The sequence below is a fragment of the Paracoccus sp. R86501 genome (assembly GCF_042466435.1).
Taxonomy (GTDB): domain Bacteria; phylum Pseudomonadota; class Alphaproteobacteria; order Rhodobacterales; family Rhodobacteraceae; genus Paracoccus.
Genome location: NZ_JAXHPZ010000001.1, coordinates 248,927 through 264,321, shown reverse-complemented (window position 1 = coordinate 264,321; position 15,395 = coordinate 248,927). Strand labels below are relative to the sequence as shown.

The 15,395-nt window shown below is 64.4% G+C and carries 17 protein-coding genes; 12 read left to right on the top strand and 5 right to left on the bottom strand.

Annotated elements, in window-relative coordinates; all coding sequences use genetic code 11:
- The first annotated feature begins 2 nt into the window (after positions 1 to 2).
- On the top strand, positions 3 to 434 hold the full coding sequence (locus SJY40_RS01380; RefSeq protein ID WP_378941876.1) for a CidA/LrgA family protein: 432 nt from the start codon (positions 3 to 5) through the stop codon (positions 432 to 434).
- Entirely contained in the window at positions 427 to 1,146 is a 720-nt protein-coding gene (locus tag SJY40_RS01375; RefSeq protein WP_378941874.1) for an LrgB family protein, read from the top strand. Before SJY40_RS01380 ends, SJY40_RS01375 begins: the two co-directional genes overlap by 8 nt.
- On the opposite strand, the gene SJY40_RS01370 is transcribed toward SJY40_RS01375, so the two are convergent.
- From SJY40_RS01370 to SJY40_RS01360, 3 genes are all read right to left on the bottom strand, one after another.
- Positions 1,143 to 1,655, bottom strand: coding sequence for a hypothetical protein (locus tag SJY40_RS01370; protein ID WP_378941871.1), 513 nt, complete (start codon positions 1,653 to 1,655; stop codon positions 1,143 to 1,145). The genes SJY40_RS01375 and SJY40_RS01370 overlap by 4 nt on opposite strands.
- 87 nt (positions 1,656 to 1,742) lie before the next feature.
- Positions 1,743 to 2,279, bottom strand: a complete 537-nt coding sequence (gene mog / locus SJY40_RS01365; protein ID WP_378941869.1) for a molybdopterin adenylyltransferase — start codon at positions 2,277 to 2,279, stop codon at positions 1,743 to 1,745.
- Positions 2,276 to 3,505 (bottom strand): argininosuccinate synthase, encoded by a 1,230-nt coding sequence (locus SJY40_RS01360; RefSeq protein WP_378941867.1) that lies wholly within the window; start codon positions 3,503 to 3,505, stop codon positions 2,276 to 2,278. The genes mog and SJY40_RS01360 overlap by 4 nt, the downstream gene beginning before the upstream one ends.
- Before the next feature lie 265 nt (positions 3,506 to 3,770).
- Between SJY40_RS01360 and SJY40_RS01355 the strand changes: the two genes are divergently transcribed.
- The 3 genes from SJY40_RS01355 to SJY40_RS01345 all read left to right on the top strand — a co-directional run bounded on the left by SJY40_RS01355 (position 3,771) and on the right by SJY40_RS01345 (position 7,029).
- Complete coding sequence (locus tag SJY40_RS01355) at positions 3,771 to 4,355, top strand: hypothetical protein (RefSeq protein ID WP_378941865.1); 585 nt, start codon at positions 3,771 to 3,773, stop codon at positions 4,353 to 4,355.
- Positions 4,356 to 4,395: 40 nt separating this feature from the next.
- Positions 4,396 to 5,634 (top strand): threonine ammonia-lyase IlvA, encoded by a 1,239-nt coding sequence (ilvA, locus tag SJY40_RS01350; RefSeq protein ID WP_378941863.1) that lies wholly within the window; start codon positions 4,396 to 4,398, stop codon positions 5,632 to 5,634.
- A 102-nt stretch (positions 5,635 to 5,736) separates the two neighbouring features.
- Positions 5,737 to 7,029, top strand: a complete 1,293-nt coding sequence (locus SJY40_RS01345) for a PP2C family protein-serine/threonine phosphatase (protein ID WP_378941860.1) — start codon at positions 5,737 to 5,739, stop codon at positions 7,027 to 7,029.
- On the opposite strand, the gene SJY40_RS01340 is transcribed toward SJY40_RS01345, so the two are convergent.
- Positions 7,026 to 7,478, bottom strand: a complete 453-nt coding sequence (locus SJY40_RS01340; protein ID WP_378941858.1) for an NUDIX domain-containing protein — start codon at positions 7,476 to 7,478, stop codon at positions 7,026 to 7,028. The genes SJY40_RS01345 and SJY40_RS01340 overlap by 4 nt on opposite strands.
- A 143-nt stretch (positions 7,479 to 7,621) precedes the next feature.
- On the opposite strand from SJY40_RS01340, the gene SJY40_RS01335 reads away from it, so the two are divergent.
- The 6 genes from SJY40_RS01335 to SJY40_RS01310 all read left to right on the top strand — a co-directional run bounded on the left by SJY40_RS01335 (position 7,622) and on the right by SJY40_RS01310 (position 14,035).
- Positions 7,622 to 8,644 (top strand): Hsp33 family molecular chaperone HslO, encoded by a 1,023-nt coding sequence (locus SJY40_RS01335; RefSeq protein ID WP_378941856.1) that lies wholly within the window; start codon positions 7,622 to 7,624, stop codon positions 8,642 to 8,644.
- The gene (locus tag SJY40_RS01330) at positions 8,641 to 9,234 is read left to right on the top strand and encodes an NUDIX hydrolase (protein ID WP_378941853.1); all 594 of its coding nucleotides are present in this window, start codon (positions 8,641 to 8,643) and stop codon (positions 9,232 to 9,234) included. Before SJY40_RS01335 ends, SJY40_RS01330 begins: the two co-directional genes overlap by 4 nt.
- Before the next feature lie 47 nt (positions 9,235 to 9,281).
- Positions 9,282 to 10,388 carry a CCA tRNA nucleotidyltransferase gene (locus SJY40_RS01325; protein ID WP_378948223.1) on the top strand — a complete coding sequence of 369 codons (1,107 nt, stop codon included), beginning with the start codon at positions 9,282 to 9,284 and terminating at the stop codon, positions 10,386 to 10,388.
- Positions 10,385 to 12,229, top strand: coding sequence for an ABC transporter ATP-binding protein (locus SJY40_RS01320; protein WP_378941851.1), 1,845 nt, complete (start codon positions 10,385 to 10,387; stop codon positions 12,227 to 12,229). The genes SJY40_RS01325 and SJY40_RS01320 overlap by 4 nt, the downstream gene beginning before the upstream one ends.
- A complete protein-coding gene (locus SJY40_RS01315; RefSeq protein ID WP_378941848.1) occupies positions 12,226 to 13,449 on the top strand; it encodes a class I SAM-dependent RNA methyltransferase in 1,224 nt (407 codons plus the stop codon). The genes SJY40_RS01320 and SJY40_RS01315 overlap by 4 nt, the downstream gene beginning before the upstream one ends.
- A 61-nt stretch (positions 13,450 to 13,510) precedes the next feature.
- Positions 13,511 to 14,035 carry a murein L,D-transpeptidase family protein gene (locus tag SJY40_RS01310; protein WP_378941846.1) on the top strand — a complete coding sequence of 175 codons (525 nt, stop codon included), beginning with the start codon at positions 13,511 to 13,513 and terminating at the stop codon, positions 14,033 to 14,035.
- A 62-nt stretch (positions 14,036 to 14,097) separates the two neighbouring features.
- Here the strand turns inward: SJY40_RS01310 and SJY40_RS01305 are convergent, their stop codons facing one another.
- The gene (locus SJY40_RS01305; protein ID WP_378941844.1) at positions 14,098 to 14,535 is read right to left on the bottom strand and encodes a CAP domain-containing protein; all 438 of its coding nucleotides are present in this window, start codon (positions 14,533 to 14,535) and stop codon (positions 14,098 to 14,100) included.
- A 288-nt stretch (positions 14,536 to 14,823) separates the two neighbouring features.
- On the opposite strand from SJY40_RS01305, the gene SJY40_RS01300 reads away from it, so the two are divergent.
- Positions 14,824 to 15,393 carry a L,D-transpeptidase gene (locus tag SJY40_RS01300; protein WP_378941841.1) on the top strand — a complete coding sequence of 190 codons (570 nt, stop codon included), beginning with the start codon at positions 14,824 to 14,826 and terminating at the stop codon, positions 15,391 to 15,393.
- Positions 15,394 to 15,395: the final 2 nt, after the last annotated feature.

Here is a 15,395-nt window from a genome sequence, read left to right as displayed (position 1 = left end):
CCATGCCAACTGTCCGCTGGCGCGGCGGCATGGCGCGCGATAAGTTCGGCCACATGATACAGACGCTTGCAATCATCCTTGGCTTCCAGCTTGCCGGAGAGGTCATTTCCCGCATCGCCGACATGCCCCTGCCGGGGCCGGTGGTGGGCATGCTGCTGCTGGTCACGACCTGCATCCTGCGTCCTGCCGTGGCGGACCGCATCCGGCCCACGACATCAGGGCTGCTGTCGCATCTGTCGCTGTTTTTCGTGCCCGCCGGCGTGGGGATCATCGCGCATTGGCAATCGCTGCGTAGCGACGGGTTGGGCATCGCGGTGGCGCTGATGGCATCAACCCTGCTGGCGATCGCGGCGGGGGCGCTGGCCTTCACATGGGTCGCCCGCCTGACCGGATCCGAGGAACCCGACGCATTAAGGGATCAGGGGCATGAGTGATCCGCTGCTGATCTGGTCCTATCTGGCGCAAGGCCCGCTGGTCTGGCTGACGGCGACGCTGGTCGCCTATCTGATCGGCGACGCCTGTTTTCGCGCGGCGAACCGCAAAAGCTGGGCCAATCCGGTGCTGGTCGCGGTGATCCTGCTGGCGCTGCTGCTGATCGGCACAGGCACCGACTACGCCACCTATTTCGAAGGCGCGCAATTCGTCCACTTCATGCTGGGGCCTGCAACCGTGGCACTGGGCCTGCCGCTTTACGACAACCTGCCGCGGGTGCGCAAAGCCGCCCTGCCGATGCTGGCGGGGCTGCTGGCGGGGTCGATCACGGCGGTGGTTTCGGCACTGCTGATCGCGCGGGCTTTCGGCATCACCGGATCGGTGCTGGCATCGCTGGCACCGAAATCCACCACCGCGCCGGTGGCCATCGGCATTGCCGAACGCATTGGCGGCCAGCCCACCCTGACCGCCGCGCTGGTCCTGCTGACCGGCATTTTCGGGGCTATCATCGTGACGCCTTTGCTGAACGCGATGCGCATCCGCGACTGGCGCGCGCGCGGCTTTGCCATCGGGGTCGCGGCCCACGGCATCGGCACGGCACGGGCCTTTCAGGTCAACCAGACCGCGGGCGCGTTTTCCGGCATCGGCATGGGGCTGAACGCGGTGCTGACAGCGATCATCGCGCCCTTGGCCTTGCGAATGTTCGGCGGTTAAACGCCCGGGAAGAAGTTGATGTGGACGATCTCAGCCGACACGCCCGTCCCCAAGGGCGCAACCATGGCCGAGCCGCCATCCAGTTCCACCACATATCCGCCATCGGGATAGTCGCCGAAGCCGTCCTGCCCCAACAGCCGTTCCGCATCACCATCGGCCAGACGCAGGGCGATGGCATGGGCGGTCGCCATCGCCCTATCGCTGTCTTTCACGATGATGGTGCAATGATCCATGATGTCGTCAAAGCCCATCTTGACCGAGGCGTTGATCCGGTCCGGCCCCGTGAAGCTGCCATAGGTCAGCGATCCGGCATCGGTGATCTTGCCATCCCCGAAGTCGCTGGAATCCGACAGCGCCTTGATCGAGGCTTTCAGATCGCCCCCCGGCCCCACGCAGATCGTGTTGAAATAACCGATCGCCGCATTCAGCCGGGCGTCATCAGGCTGTTCGGCAAAGGCCAGACCCACGGACAGGCACAGGGCGGCAGATGCAAGAAACGCGGTTTTCATAATGTTTCCAATCCATAATACAGGTCACCACCCGTGATTATGATCTGAAACAGCGCTGTTCAACGGCAGGGGCCAGGATCGGCGGCGTTACTTTGCCTTGGGGCGGAACGCCTTGATGCGGGCGGGGTCGGTCTCGATCCGCGCGGCACCCATCAGGTCCAGACAATAGGGCACGGCGGCAAAGACTGCATTCAGGCAGGTCGCGATGGCAGATGGCTTGCCGGGGATGGTGATGATCAGCGCCGCCCCCCGCGTCACGGCAGTCTGGCGCGACAGGATGGCGGTCGGAACCTCGGCCAGACTGGCGCGGCGCATTTCCTCGCCAAAGCCGGGCAGTTCCTTGTCGGCGATGTCGGACACAGCCTCGGGGGTCAGGTCGCGCGGGGCGGGGCCGGTGCCACCAGTCACAAGGATCAGGTCGGCCCCGCCATCGGCCAGTTCGCGCAGCTTGTCGGCGACCTCGGCACGACCGTCGGGGATGATATGGCGCGCGATCTCCATCGGGGACGTGATGGTGTCGCGCAGCCAGCTTTCGGCACCGGGGCCGCCCTTGTCCTCATAGACGCCAGCAGACGCGCGGTCGCTGACGGTGACGATGGCAATGCGGGCGGCCCGGGCGGTCATTTCGCGACGCGGGCGTTGCGGTTAGCGATCAGCTTCAGGCGCAGGGCATTCAGCTTGATAAAGCCTGCCGCGTCTTTCTGGTCATAGGCACCGGCGTCGTCTTCGAAGGTCACATGGGCTTCGGAATAGAGCGAGTGGTCCGACCAGCGGCCCACGCAGGTCGCCAGACCTTTGTACAGCTTCAGACGGACGGTGCCGGTGACATGTTCCTGCGACTTGTCGATGGCCGCCTGCAGCATCTCGCGCTCGGGGCTGAACCAGAAGCCGTTGTAGATCAGCTCGGCATAGCGGGGCATCAGACTGTCCTTCAGGTGGCCTGCGCCGCTGTCCAGCGTGATCTGTTCGATGCCACGATGCGCCTCCAGCAGGACGGTGCCGCCGGGGGTTTCATAGATGCCGCGCGATTTCATGCCGACGAAACGGTTTTCAACGAAGTCCAGACGACCGATGCCATGGGCGCCGCCCAACTCGTTCAGCTTGGTCAGGATCGTGGCGGGCGACATCGCTTCGCCATTGATCGCAACCGCATCGCCCTTTTCGAAGGTGACTTCGATGAATTCGGGGGTATCGGGCGCGTCTTCCGGGTTCACGGTGCGCTGATAAACATATTCGGGCGCGGCTTCGGCGGGATCTTCCAGTGCCTTACCTTCGCTGCTGGTGTGCAGCATGTTGGCATCGACGCTGAAGGGCGCTTCGCCGCGCTTGTCCTTGGCAATCGGGATCTGGTTCGCTTCGGCGAACTCGATCAGCTTGGTGCGGCTGGACAGGTCCCATTCACGCCAGGGCGCGATGACCTTGATGGCCGGATCCAGCGCATAGGCCGACAGCTCGAACCGGACCTGATCGTTGCCCTTGCCCGTCGCGCCATGTGCCACGGCATCGGCACCATGCTTTTGCGCCAGCTCGACCAACCGCTTGGAAATCAGCGGCCGCGCGATCGAGGTGCCCAGCAGATAGAGCCCTTCGTACAGCGCATTGGCGCGGAACATCGGGAAGACGAAATCGCGGACGAATTCTTCGCGCAGATCCTCGATGTGGATGTTCTCGGACGGGATGCCCAGCAGTTCCGCCTTAGCGCGGGCCGGTTCCAGTTCCTCACCCTGCCCCAGATCGGCGGTGAAGGTGATGACCTCGCAGCCGTATTCGGTCTGCAGCCATTTCAGGATGATCGAGGTGTCCAGCCCACCCGAGTAGGCAAGGACGACTTTTTTCGGCGCGTCGGTCATGCGGTTAACCCTTCATCGAATTTTCGCAGGGAATACGGCGTTCCGGCCGTTGTCACAAGGGTTTGACGCCGATTAGGGTCCAACAGCATTCAATAAGGGCATTTCCATGCTGGCTTTTCGACTTCTTCGCCATTCGGTGCTGATGCTTCTTGGCGCACGTCTTGCTGTCGCGCGCATGTCGCTTCCCTATCTTCTGGTCATATTGGCATCGCAGCTTGCTGGGTTTGCAGGACAAGGCCGCACATTACAGGCCGGCAATACGGCGATGACCTTGCCCTTGGTGCTGATTGCGGCGTTGCTGTTCATGGCGCTGGCCGTGTCGTGGCACCGGCATGTGCTGTTGGACGATGCGCCGCGGCTGGTCGCGCCTGAGCGGGGATGGCAGATGCTGTCTTATCTGGGGACCGCCATCCTGATCGCGCTGGCCTTTATCCCGCCCGTCGTGATTGCGTCAGCCCTGATCGGCATGTCGTTCGCGCAGGTGTCGCAGATGGGCGGCACGCTGTGGCTGCCCTTCATGCTGGTGATCCTGTTCTATGTGCTGGCGAATGCCATGGTCCTGCGGCTGAGCGTCGCCCTGCCGGGGGCCGCACTGCGATCGGTTCGCCCGATCAGGACCGCATGGCGCGCGACGCGGGGCCATGTGGGCAGCTTCCTGCTGCTGGCGGCCCTTGCCATGGTCGCGCAGGCGGCAATGTCGCTGTTGCCAGCGGCGGTGATATCGGGAACGGGGTCGGTCACGGCGACGCTTGTGTCCGGCGTGGTGGTCTCATGGGCGGCCGCATTGCTGGCGCTGTCGGTTCTGACCACGATGTGGGGTTATTTCGTCGAAGGGCGCGATCTGCGCTGAACCCTTGCCAATCGGGCGCATTCGCGGCATTGGCGAAGGCATGGAAAACTTTGTCGCCTCCGTCCGTCTGGCCGAGGCCGCGCTTCGCGACCTGTTCGAGCCTACCCCGTTGCAGCGCAACGACCACCTGTCCGCCAAATACGGCGCCGACATTTGGCTCAAGCGCGAAGATCTGACGCCTGTCCGCAGCTACAAGCTGCGCGGCGCGTTCAATGCCATGCGCAAGCTGATTGACGATGGCCCCGGCCATTTCGTCTGCGCCAGCGCGGGCAATCACGCGCAGGGCGTGGCCTTCGCCTGCCGCCATTTCGGCGCGCGCGGCACGATCTTCATGCCCGTGACCACGCCCCAGCAAAAGATCGACAAGACCAAGATCTTCGGCGGCGATGCCATCAAGGTGGTGCTGACCGGCGATTACTTCGACCAGACGCTGGCCGCGGCCCAAACCTTCTGCGCCGAACAGGGCGCACAATTCCTGTCGCCCTTCGACGCCCCCGACGTGATCGAGGGTCAGGCAACCGTCGCGTTGGAAATGATGGCCCAGTTGGGCCGCGCGCCCGATCTGGTCGTCCTGCCCGTGGGCGGCGGCGGTCTGTCCGCCGGTGTCACGACCTATCTGAAGACCGAGGCCCCTGCCACGCGCTTTGCCTTTGCCGAACCGCTTGGCGGGGCCAGCCTGCAGGCGGCGCTGCGTCAGGGTGCGCCGGTGGCTTTGCCCGCCGTGGACAGCTTCGTCGATGGCGCGGCCGTCGCCCGCATCGGCGCCCTGCCCTTCGAGGCCCTGTCACGCTTTTCCCCCGACGACGTCCATCTGGCCCCCGAGGACCGCATCTGCCGCACCATGCTGGAGATGCTGAACACCGAGGGCGTCGTTCTGGAACCCGCAGGCGCCCTGGCCGTCGATGTGCTGGAGGATCTGGGCGATCTGACTGGCAAGACCGTTGTTTGCGTCTGTTCCGGCGGAAACTTCGATTTCGAACGCCTGCCCGAGGTCAAGGAACGTGCCCAACGCTATCAGGGCGTGAAGAAATACTTCATCCTGCGCATGCCGCAGCGTCCGGGTGCCCTGCGCGATTTCCTGGAAATGCTGGGGCCGGATGACGACATCGCGCGGTTCGAGTACCTCAAAAAGTCGGCGCGGAACTTCGGTTCGGTGCTGATCGGGATCGAGACCTCGCAGCCGGCCAATCTGTCGTCGCTGATGGTGCGGCTGGAACAGGGCGGCTTTGCCTATCGCGACATCACCAATGACCAGATCCTGTCGGAATTTCTGGTGTAAGAACACCCGCCCCTTATCCTTGGGGGCGGGATGCCAAAAGTTAAGCGTGGATCGCCGCCCGTCTTTACCGCCTGTTTACGACCGGGGCGCTAGACATGGCACATGAAAGCCGCGAATCTCCCCATTACTCCTCAGGATGACAGCCAGCACACGATGCATCGGCTGGCACTGCTGGTGGATGACAATTCCGACCATCGCCTGCGGGTGGCCTCGGTTCTGGAAAGTCGCGGCTATACCGTCGTCCAGACCGATTCCGGTGAAAACGCATTGCGGCTGTGTCTGGACCTGACTCCGGACCTGATCCTGTCGGATTGGGAACTGCCCGGCATGTCGGGCCTGGAATTCTGTCAGGCGTTCCGCAAGCTGGAACGGTCGTCATACGGATATTTCGTATTGCTGACCACAACGGGCGATCAGCGGGCGCTGGACGCGGGCCTGCAGGCGGGGGTCGATGATTTCCTGTCGATGCCGGTCGTCGCGCAGGAATTGCTGGCCCGCATCGCCGCCGCCGAACGCATTCTGCGCATCGAAAAGGAACTGCGTGCCAGCAACACCCAGCTGCAACAGGCGCTGGACCAGCTGAACGAAACCCAGGCCGCGATCGAACGCGACCTGCGCGAGGCGCGCAAGCTGCAACAGGGGCTGGTGCGCGAAAGATCAGGCCGCTTCGGCAAGGCTGAGATCAGCCTGCTGCTGCGCCCCGCCGGACACATCGGCGGCGATCTAGTGGGCTTTTTCCCGATCAACAGCGAACGCGTCGGCATCTATGCGCTGGACGTGTCGGGGCATGGCGTAACGGCCGCGCTGCTGACGGCGCAGCTGTCGGTACATTTGTCGGGGTCATCGGATCAGAACGTGGCCCTGCGCGGCGCCCAGACCGGGGGCGAGGCTGTCGGCCCCAGCGCGCTGGCCCGCTTCTTCAACAACATGATGCTGGAGGAGATGAACACCGACAGCTATTTCACCATGATCTTTGCCGAGCTGAACCACAGCACGGGTTCGCTGACCATGGTGCAGGCAGGCCATCCCCATCCGGTTCTGCAACGCGCCGATGGCACCATCACGCATCTGGGTCAGGGCGGCATGCCCGTCGGCGTCTTCGAGAACCCGGTCTTCGACGAGATCGAGGTGCAGCTTTCCCCCGGCGACCGCCTGCTGATCGCCTCGGATGGGCTGACCGAAGCCACGACCCCCAACGGCCAGCAGCTGGGAAACGAGGGGCTGGAGGCGATCCTGCGCACCAACGCCTTCCTCAAGGGGCATCCCTTCTTGGAATCCATGGCCTGGTCAGTGTCGGAATACTGCCGGGGCGAACGTCAGGACGACATTTCCGCCGTCCTGCTGGAAATCCGCGAAGACGCGCAGCTGGTGCGTTTGCCCCGCAAGTCGCGCTAGCAACGCCCGCCCAGCGCCAACCACATGCGCACTGCGTGGCGCGATCCGGGATCGACCAGCAGATCCAGCGCGCGCGCGGGCGTGACCCAATGTGCGCTGTGGCCGGGCTCGGATGGTTGGCCGCGCTGCAATGTCGGTCGCCCCTGCCAGATTGAACACAGCTTTTCAGCGTGAAAATTGTAATCAGGCATCCAGCAGAAACGCCGGTAATCGCACAGATGGCGGGGTGATCCGATGCCCCAGCCGGTTTCCTCGAACACCTCCCGGTGCAGGGCTGCGATGGCCGATTCGCCCGCATCCACGCCCCCGCCCGGCAGCTGGTATTCCGGCACCGGCGCGCGTTGGAAGGTCAGCAGCATCAGCCCGTCGCGGACCAGAACGCCATAGGCGCCGGGGCGGCGGCGATAGCGGATGCCGGGAATGGGCGGCTTTCCGAAACGCGGAATCATCGTTCACCTGTCTGTTGCCTGTTGCTGATATCGTGCAACGGGTGCAGGCGAAAGTCGCCCCCTTGGGATCGGCGCAAAAACCCCTATATTGGGCGCAACCGGGCCCGCCATGGGCGGCGCCGCTGCCACTTCAAGGATCAATGATGAACGACATCAACCAGATAGCCTGGGACGACACGATTTTGCCATTCCAGTTGGACCGCTCGGATATCCGGGGGCGTGTCGCGCGCCTTGACGGGGTGCTGGACCATGTGCTGACGCGCCACGACTATCCGCCCGTCGTCAGCGCGCTGGTGGCCGAGGTCGCCTTGCTGGCCGCGCTGATCGGTCCGACCGTCAAGCTGCGCTGGAAGCTGAGCCTGCAGGTCCGTGGCAATGGCGCCGTCCGCACCATCGCCGCCGACTATTTCGCGCCTGAATCCGACGGCCAGCCCGCACGTATCCGGGCCTGGGCCAGCTTTGATGCCGACCGTCTGGACAACAGCCCTGCATTCGAACAGATCGGCGAAGGCTATTTCGCCATTCTGATCGACCAAGGTGCGGGCAGCACCCCCTATCAGGGCATCACCCCCTTGGCGGGTGGGTCGCTCTCGGCCTGTGCGCAGACCTATTTCGCGCAATCCGAACAGCTGCCGACGCGGTTCCAGCTGGCCTCGGGTCTGTCGCAATCCAGTGGTCAGGCCGCTGGTTGGCGGGCCGGTGGCGTCATGCTGCAGACCCTGCCTGCCCAGCAGATGAACGCCTCGGAGGGCGGCAGCGGCGAAGGGGGCCTGATCGAGGCCGCCGACATTCTGCAAGGTGCCGAATCGGAAAACTGGAACCGTGCCAACATCCTGCTGGACACGGTCGAGACGCTGGAGCTGATCGGACCGACCGTCGGCCCGACCGACCTGCTGCTGCGCCTGTTCCACGAGGAAACGCCCCGTGTGCATGAACCTCAGCCGGTGAAATTCGGCTGCTCCTGCACTGCCGACCGCGTGCGCGATACCTTGGCGATCTATTCCGCCAAGGACATCACGCATATGACGACCGACGAAGGCACGGTCACTGCCGATTGCCAGTTCTGCGGCGCGCATTACGTCTTTGACCCGCGCAGCCTTGGATTCGAGGCGCAGATCGACGCCGAGGGCAATCCTTTGCCGCCCAAGGACAAGGCCGCCGAGTGAGCGTCGAATGGTCCGAAAAATGCCTGTCCCTGGCGCTGCAGACAGCGGCGGGGGCAAGTTCGGACTTTGACCTGAACCCCGGCGTGGCGCCACCCGATACCCCGCTGCGCCCCGCCGGAGTTCTGGCCGCCTTTCATGCCGATGACGGTCGGCTGGTCTTGACCAAGCGCGCGTCCGGATTGCGCCACCATCCGGGTCAGATCGCCCTGCCCGGCGGCAAGGTTGACCCCGGCGATACCGATGCCGTGGCGGCGGCCCTGCGCGAAGCGCAAGAAGAAGTCGGCCTTGCCCCCGCGCAGGCCCGCGTGCTGGGCTGCCTGCCGCCCCATCGCACAGTGACCGGGTTCCAGATCACCCCCGTCATCGCCATCATCGACGGCCCCTTCACCCCCATTCCCGAAGAAGGCGAGGTGCAGGAGGTTTTCACCCTGCCCTTCCGCCATATCGCCGATCCTGCCAGCTACCGCATCGAAAGCCGACGCTGGCGTGGTGGTTGGCGCAGCTTTCACGCGGCCCCCTTCGGCCCGTATTATTTGTGGGGGGCGACGGCACGCATCCTGTTGAACCTTGCGCAGGGGATCAGGAATTGATGCAACTGCCCGCGCAGATAATGGCCGATCCGAGGCTGATACATGTGATGCAGACCCTGCAGGCGCAGGGTGCACGGGCATTTCTGGTCGGCGGTGTCGTCCGCAACGCCCTGCTGGGTCAACCGGTCGATGACATCGACATCGCCACCGATGCCACGCCTGAAAGCGTCATGGCGCTTGCCAAGGCGGCAGGCCTGCGGGCCGTACCGACGGGCATCGACCATGGTACCGTGACGCTGGTCCACGACGGTCGCGGGTATGAGGTCACGACCTTCCGCCGCGATGTCGAAACCGACGGTCGCCATGCCGTTGTTGCCTTCACGGATGACATGGCCCAAGACGCCGCCCGCCGCGATTTCACCATGAACGCGCTTTATGCCGATGCGGATGGGCAGGTCATCGACCCAATGGGCGGATTGGCCGATCTGGTTGCGCGCCGCCTGCGCTTTGTCGGCGACCCCGGCCAGCGCATCCGCGAAGACTACCTTCGTATCCTGCGCTTCTTCCGATTCTTTGCGCGTTACGGCCAGCATGCCGACCCTGACGCCGTGGCCGCCTGCGCCGCGCATCGGGACGGGCTGACCGGCATCGCCCATGAACGCATCGGCGCGGAAATGCGCAAGCTGCTGGCAGCACCGAACCCCGCGCCCTCGGTCGCGCTGATGGCGCAGACGGGCGTTCTGGACCTGCTGTTGCCGGGTGCCGATCCCGTCGCGCTTGAGGCGCTGCTGGCGCAGGAAGGCGACATGCCGCCGTGCTGGTCGCGTCGGCTGGCGGCGCTGCACCCTGATCCCGCCGATGCCTTGCGGCTGTCAAAGGCTGAAACCAAAACCCAAGCCGCCCTGCAAATGGCGCGGCGGGACAACTGGTCGCTGGACCGCGCCGCCTATCGGTTGGGTGCCGACATCGGTCTGGACCATGCGCTGTTGATGGCGGCCGATGGCAAGGTTCTGCCGCCCGATTGGCGCGATCAGGTCCATCAGGCCGCCAATGCCAGCTTTCCCCTGCGGGCCGCCGATCTGCCCGACCTGCACGGCCCGGCACTCGGTCGCGCCCTGAAAACAGCCGAGGCCGCATGGATCGCCTCGGGGTTCGCACTGCCCGCCCCTGCCCTGATCGACATGGCCAATCTGGCCGGAAAAGAGCCCACATGAGCCTGCACGCCCGTTTCGGTCGCATGGTCGACGCCTTTCGCCCCGCCGAGGGCGCCCCCCCCGCCAGCCTGATGGCCTTCTTTCGCTGGTGCCTGTCGGGCGCATGGAAGGGGCTCGGCTTTGCCGCGCTGACCTCATCCATGGGCGGAGCGGCGGATGTAGTGTCGGCGATGCTGCTGGGGATGGTCGTCGATGCGGTCACCGGCAGTGCGCCGGGCACTTTCTGGGCCGACAACTGGGGATTGGTGGCGATTTTCGCGGGCTTCTTCCTGATCCTGCGCCCGGCGATCTTCGGGCTGTCCACAGCCAGTTCCAACGTCATCATCGGGCCGAACGTGCTGCCCTTGGTGCTGTCGCGCCTGCATCGCTGGACCATGGGGCATGCGATCGATTTCTTCGACAATGATTTCGCGGGCAGGCTTGCCCAGAAACAGATGCAGACCGCCCGCGCCGTAACGGATGTCGCGACCGAACTGGTGAACGTGGTGGCCTTCGCGCTGGCCTCGGTCATCGGATCGGCGGCGTTCCTCTTGGCGGTGGACGGCTGGGGTGCGGTGGCGCTGCTGGTCTGGCTGGTCGCCTATTTCGCACTGATCCGGTTCTTCCTGCCGCGCATCCGGGCGAAATCGGGGGCGCGTGCCTCGGCCCGGGCCAATGTCACGGGGCAGGTCGTCGATACCATCACCAATATCAAGACCGTCAAGCTGTTCGCCCATGACCGCCACGAAGATCAGGTCGCCCTTGGTGCCATGGCCGGTTTTCGCGAACGCGCTCTGGATTTCGGCGTCGTCAGCACGTGGTTCCGCCTGTCGCTGATGATCGTGGCAGGCGTGCTGCCGGTGATTCTGGTGGGCGGCAGCATCCTGCTGTGGCGTCAGGGGGCGGCGACCGTGGGCGATGTGGCCGCATCGGGCGCCATTGCGATGCGGCTGTCGCAGATGACCGGTTGGGTCAGCATGTCGCTGATGGGCATGTGGGGCAATATCGGCGAAGTCGAGGACGGCATGCGCACCCTGTCGCCGCCGCACGGGCTGACCGACGCCCCCGATGCCGTCACGCTGGACCGCGTTCAGGGCCGCATCCAGTTCGACCACGTGCGCTTTGCCTATGGCCGAGAGGCGGGCGGCATTGATGATCTGAACCTGTCGATCGCGGCAGGTGAAAAGGTCGGAATCGTGGGCGCCTCGGGGGCGGGGAAATCCACCTTGGTGGCGCTGCTGCTGCGGCTTTACGACGTCGAAAAGGGCGCGGTCCGGTTGGATGGACATGATCTGCGCGACGTCACGCAGGAAAGCCTGCGCCGACAGATTGCCATGGTCACGCAGGAAACGGCCATGTTCAACCGCTCGGCCCGCGACAACATCCTGTATGGCATGCCAAGCGCGACACAGGATCAGATCATATCGGCCGCCAAGGCTGCCGAGGCGCACGACTTTATCCTGACGCTGCAGGATCATGCAGGGCGCACCGGCTATGACGCGCATTTGGGCGAACGGGGCGTCAAGCTGTCGGGTGGCCAGCGTCAGCGGATCGCGCTTGCCCGTGCTTTCCTTAAAGACGCTCCCATTCTGGTGCTGGACGAAGCCACCAGTGCCTTGGACAGCGAGATCGAGGCGCAGGTTCAGGACGCCCTGACCCGCGCCATGGATGGCAAGACCGTTCTGGCCATCGCGCACCGGCTGTCCACCATCGTGGAACTTGACCGCATTCTTGTGATCGAGGATGGACGCATCGTCGAACAGGGCACGCATGATGCATTGCTGGCCATGGGCGGCACGTATTCACGATACTGGATGCGCCAGTCCGGCGGCTTCCTTGGAACGGATGAGGCTGCGGAATGACCACCTGGACGATCGAACGGCTTGGACGCAAGGGCGATGGCGTGGCCGTGCGTGGCGACGAACGCGCCTTGGCGGCTCTGACCCTGCCGGGCGAATTGATCGAGGGCACACCCGAAGATGGCCGCATCGCGGCGCCGCGCATCGTCACCCCTTCGGATCAGCGGGTGCGTCCGATTTGCACGCATTTCCGCGCCTGCGGGGGCTGTTCGCTGATGCATGCCAGCGACGGCTTCACGACGGCATGGAAGCAGCAGGTGGTCGAAACCGCGCTGGCGGCCCAGGGCATTCAGGCGCCGGTGCCGCAGGTGCATGTCTCGCCGGTGAAATCGCGGCGACGGGCGGTGCTGTCGGGCAAGCGGACCAAGAAGGGCGCGCTGGTCGGCTTTCATGCCCGCGCATCGGGGGTCATCGTGGATCTGGCCGAATGCTACGTCATGCGCCCGCAGATCACCGCTGCCCTGCCCTTGCTGCGCCGCATCACCGTGGCCGGTGCGTCGCGGCAGGCGGAACTGACCTTTACGGTCATCCACGGTCCTGCCGGTCTGGATGTGGCCGTGCGCGGCGGCAAGCCGATGGACCCCGAACTGTTGCAGACCATGGCGACCCTTGCGCGCGAAGGCGATCTTGCGCGGCTGGATTGGGACGGCCAGACCATCACCCGCCGCCCCGCCCAATTGCAGATGGGCCGCGCGCAGGTCGTGCCGCCCCCCGGCGCTTTCCTGCAGGCCACAGCCGAGGGCGAGGCCGCGCTGCTGTCCGCCGTCCGCGCCACGGTGGGCGATGCCGCCCGCGTGCTGGACCTGTTCGCGGGCTGCGGGACCTTTTCCCTGCCCTTAGCGGAAACCGCCCAGGTCCATGCCGTCGAAGGTCTGGCCGCGCCCCTTCAGGCCCTTGATTCGGCATGGCGTCAGACCAGCGGTCTGAACCGGGTCACCACGCAGGTGCGCGACATCGCACGCCGCCCCCTGCTGCCCGACGAACTGGCGGAATTTGACGCAATCGTGATTGACCCGCCGCGCAACGGGGCCGAGGCGCAGATGCGTCAGATCGCCGCCGCACGTGTGCCCATTGTGGCGCAGGTGGCCTGCGACCCGGTGAATTTCGCCAAGGATTTGCGGATTCTGATCGACGCGGGATACCATCTGGACCGGTTGTGGGTGGTGGACCAGTTCCGCTTCTCACCTCACGTCGAAATGGTCGCTGCATTAACGCTTTGCTAGTCAGCCTTGCGCTAGATGTGATATTCCGAACCCATATAACAAGAAACCGTCAGAGGCAGTGATGAGCAAAACGACCCGTCGGGCGTTCACGATTTCGATGTTGGCCGTGCTGGCCGCCTGTGGCAAGCCGCAGGACGAAAAGCCGAAATTCGTGCGCTATTTCGGACCGCCTGTGACGCAGGTGCAGATCAACAAGGGTCAGCGCCGCATGCATCTGTTCAGCGGCAGCACCGTCGTGAAATCATATGACATCAGTCTGGGCAACGTCCCGGTCGGTCACAAGCAGTTCGAAGGCGACGGCAAGACCCCCGAGGGCGTCTATTTCGTTGACCGCTTCAACCCGCGCAGCGCCTATCACCTGTCCGTGGGCGTATCCTATCCCAACGCACAGGACCGCGCTTTTGCCGCGGCGCATGGACGTCAGCCCGGTGGCGATATCTTCATCCACGGTCGCGGCCCGGACGGAAATAACATGTTCCCCCGTCAGCGCGACTGGACGGCGGGCTGTATCTCGGTCTCCGACGAAGAGATCGAGGAAATCTATGCCATCATCCGCCCCGGCACCCAAGTCGTCATCTATCCGTAAGACCATAACCGACGCGCAGGCATGAAACGGCCCCGATCGACAACGATCGAGGCTTTGTCATGTCACTGCGATCCCGTCAGCAGCGTCCACCACAGCTTGCCCGAAGGCTCTTTGTACCAGGAAAAGCCAAGCAGCGTCGCCGAAGGGTCCATGATCACGTCGCGGGTGTCGCGTGTGCCCATCCATGCGGTCAGGGTTTCGATCTCGTTCTCATAGCTTTCCGAGATGTTCTCGCCGACCAGCGTGCCGTTGAAACCCTGACGCCGCACGCGATCCAGCGGCGAGGATCCGTCGGACCCCCAGTGCCAGGCCCAATTCTGTGCCGACATGTCGCGCGAATGCGCCAGCGCGGCGGCATCCAGCTGGGTGCTAGGCGTCAGCGCCGGCTGCCCCAGATTTCCGCGCAGGGTGTTGATCTGCTGCAACACTCGCCCCGCAATCGCGGCGTTGTCATCGACCGCCGCGGGGGCCTGAACGGGCATGTCTTGGGGGACGGGCATGGGCTGCTGTTCCAGGTAGCGCGGCGCGCATGCTGTCAACGCAAGAACGGCAAGAACCCCAATCGACCTGATATTCCTCAACGTGGCGGCTCCCTCTGTGTGATCTGGTCTTGGTCTAACGAAGCGGGCCTTGCTGTTCAAACGCAACTCTGCGTGAGACCGGAATTCGGTCGAAGCGTCGTTTGCCATCGCCGGTTTGATTTGCCGCCCCGTGGCGCAGGGGATATGATTTCCCCATCAAAGCCCGCCTCTCAAGAGCGGTGATCCGAACCCCGAGGACATGAGCAGATGAGCACGCGTTTCAACTTCAACCGCCGGGCCTTTCTGGGCATCGCCGCCGCCAGCCTGGCAATGCCCGCATTTGCGCAGGATGCGCCGACCGGCAACACCGGCCCGCAGCACAATATCTCCAGCTTCCGGATGCAGGACTGGCGCCCGCATTTCGACAATCTGACCAATGGCGCGATCCTGTGCGACCTGACATCGCGCGCCGTGCATTACTGGTCCGAGGACGGGACCACCTATCACGTCTATCCCTCGTCCATTCCGGTCAGCGCCGAACTGACCCGCAAGGGCCGGACCGAGATCATCAAGAAGGTCGACGGCCCCACCTGGTCGCCCACGCCCTCTATGAAGGCCAGCAACCCCGAATGGCCCGATTTCGTCCCCGCCGGACCCGACAACCCGCTTGGGACGCATGCGCTGTGGCTGTCGTGGCAGTATTACCGCATCCATGGCACGCATGACACGCGCAAGATCGGGCGCAAGTCGTCGAACGGCTGCATCGGTCTGTATAACGAACATATCGCCCAGCTGTTCGGGCTGGCCAAGGTCGGCACGCAGGTTCTGGTGATGTAAAA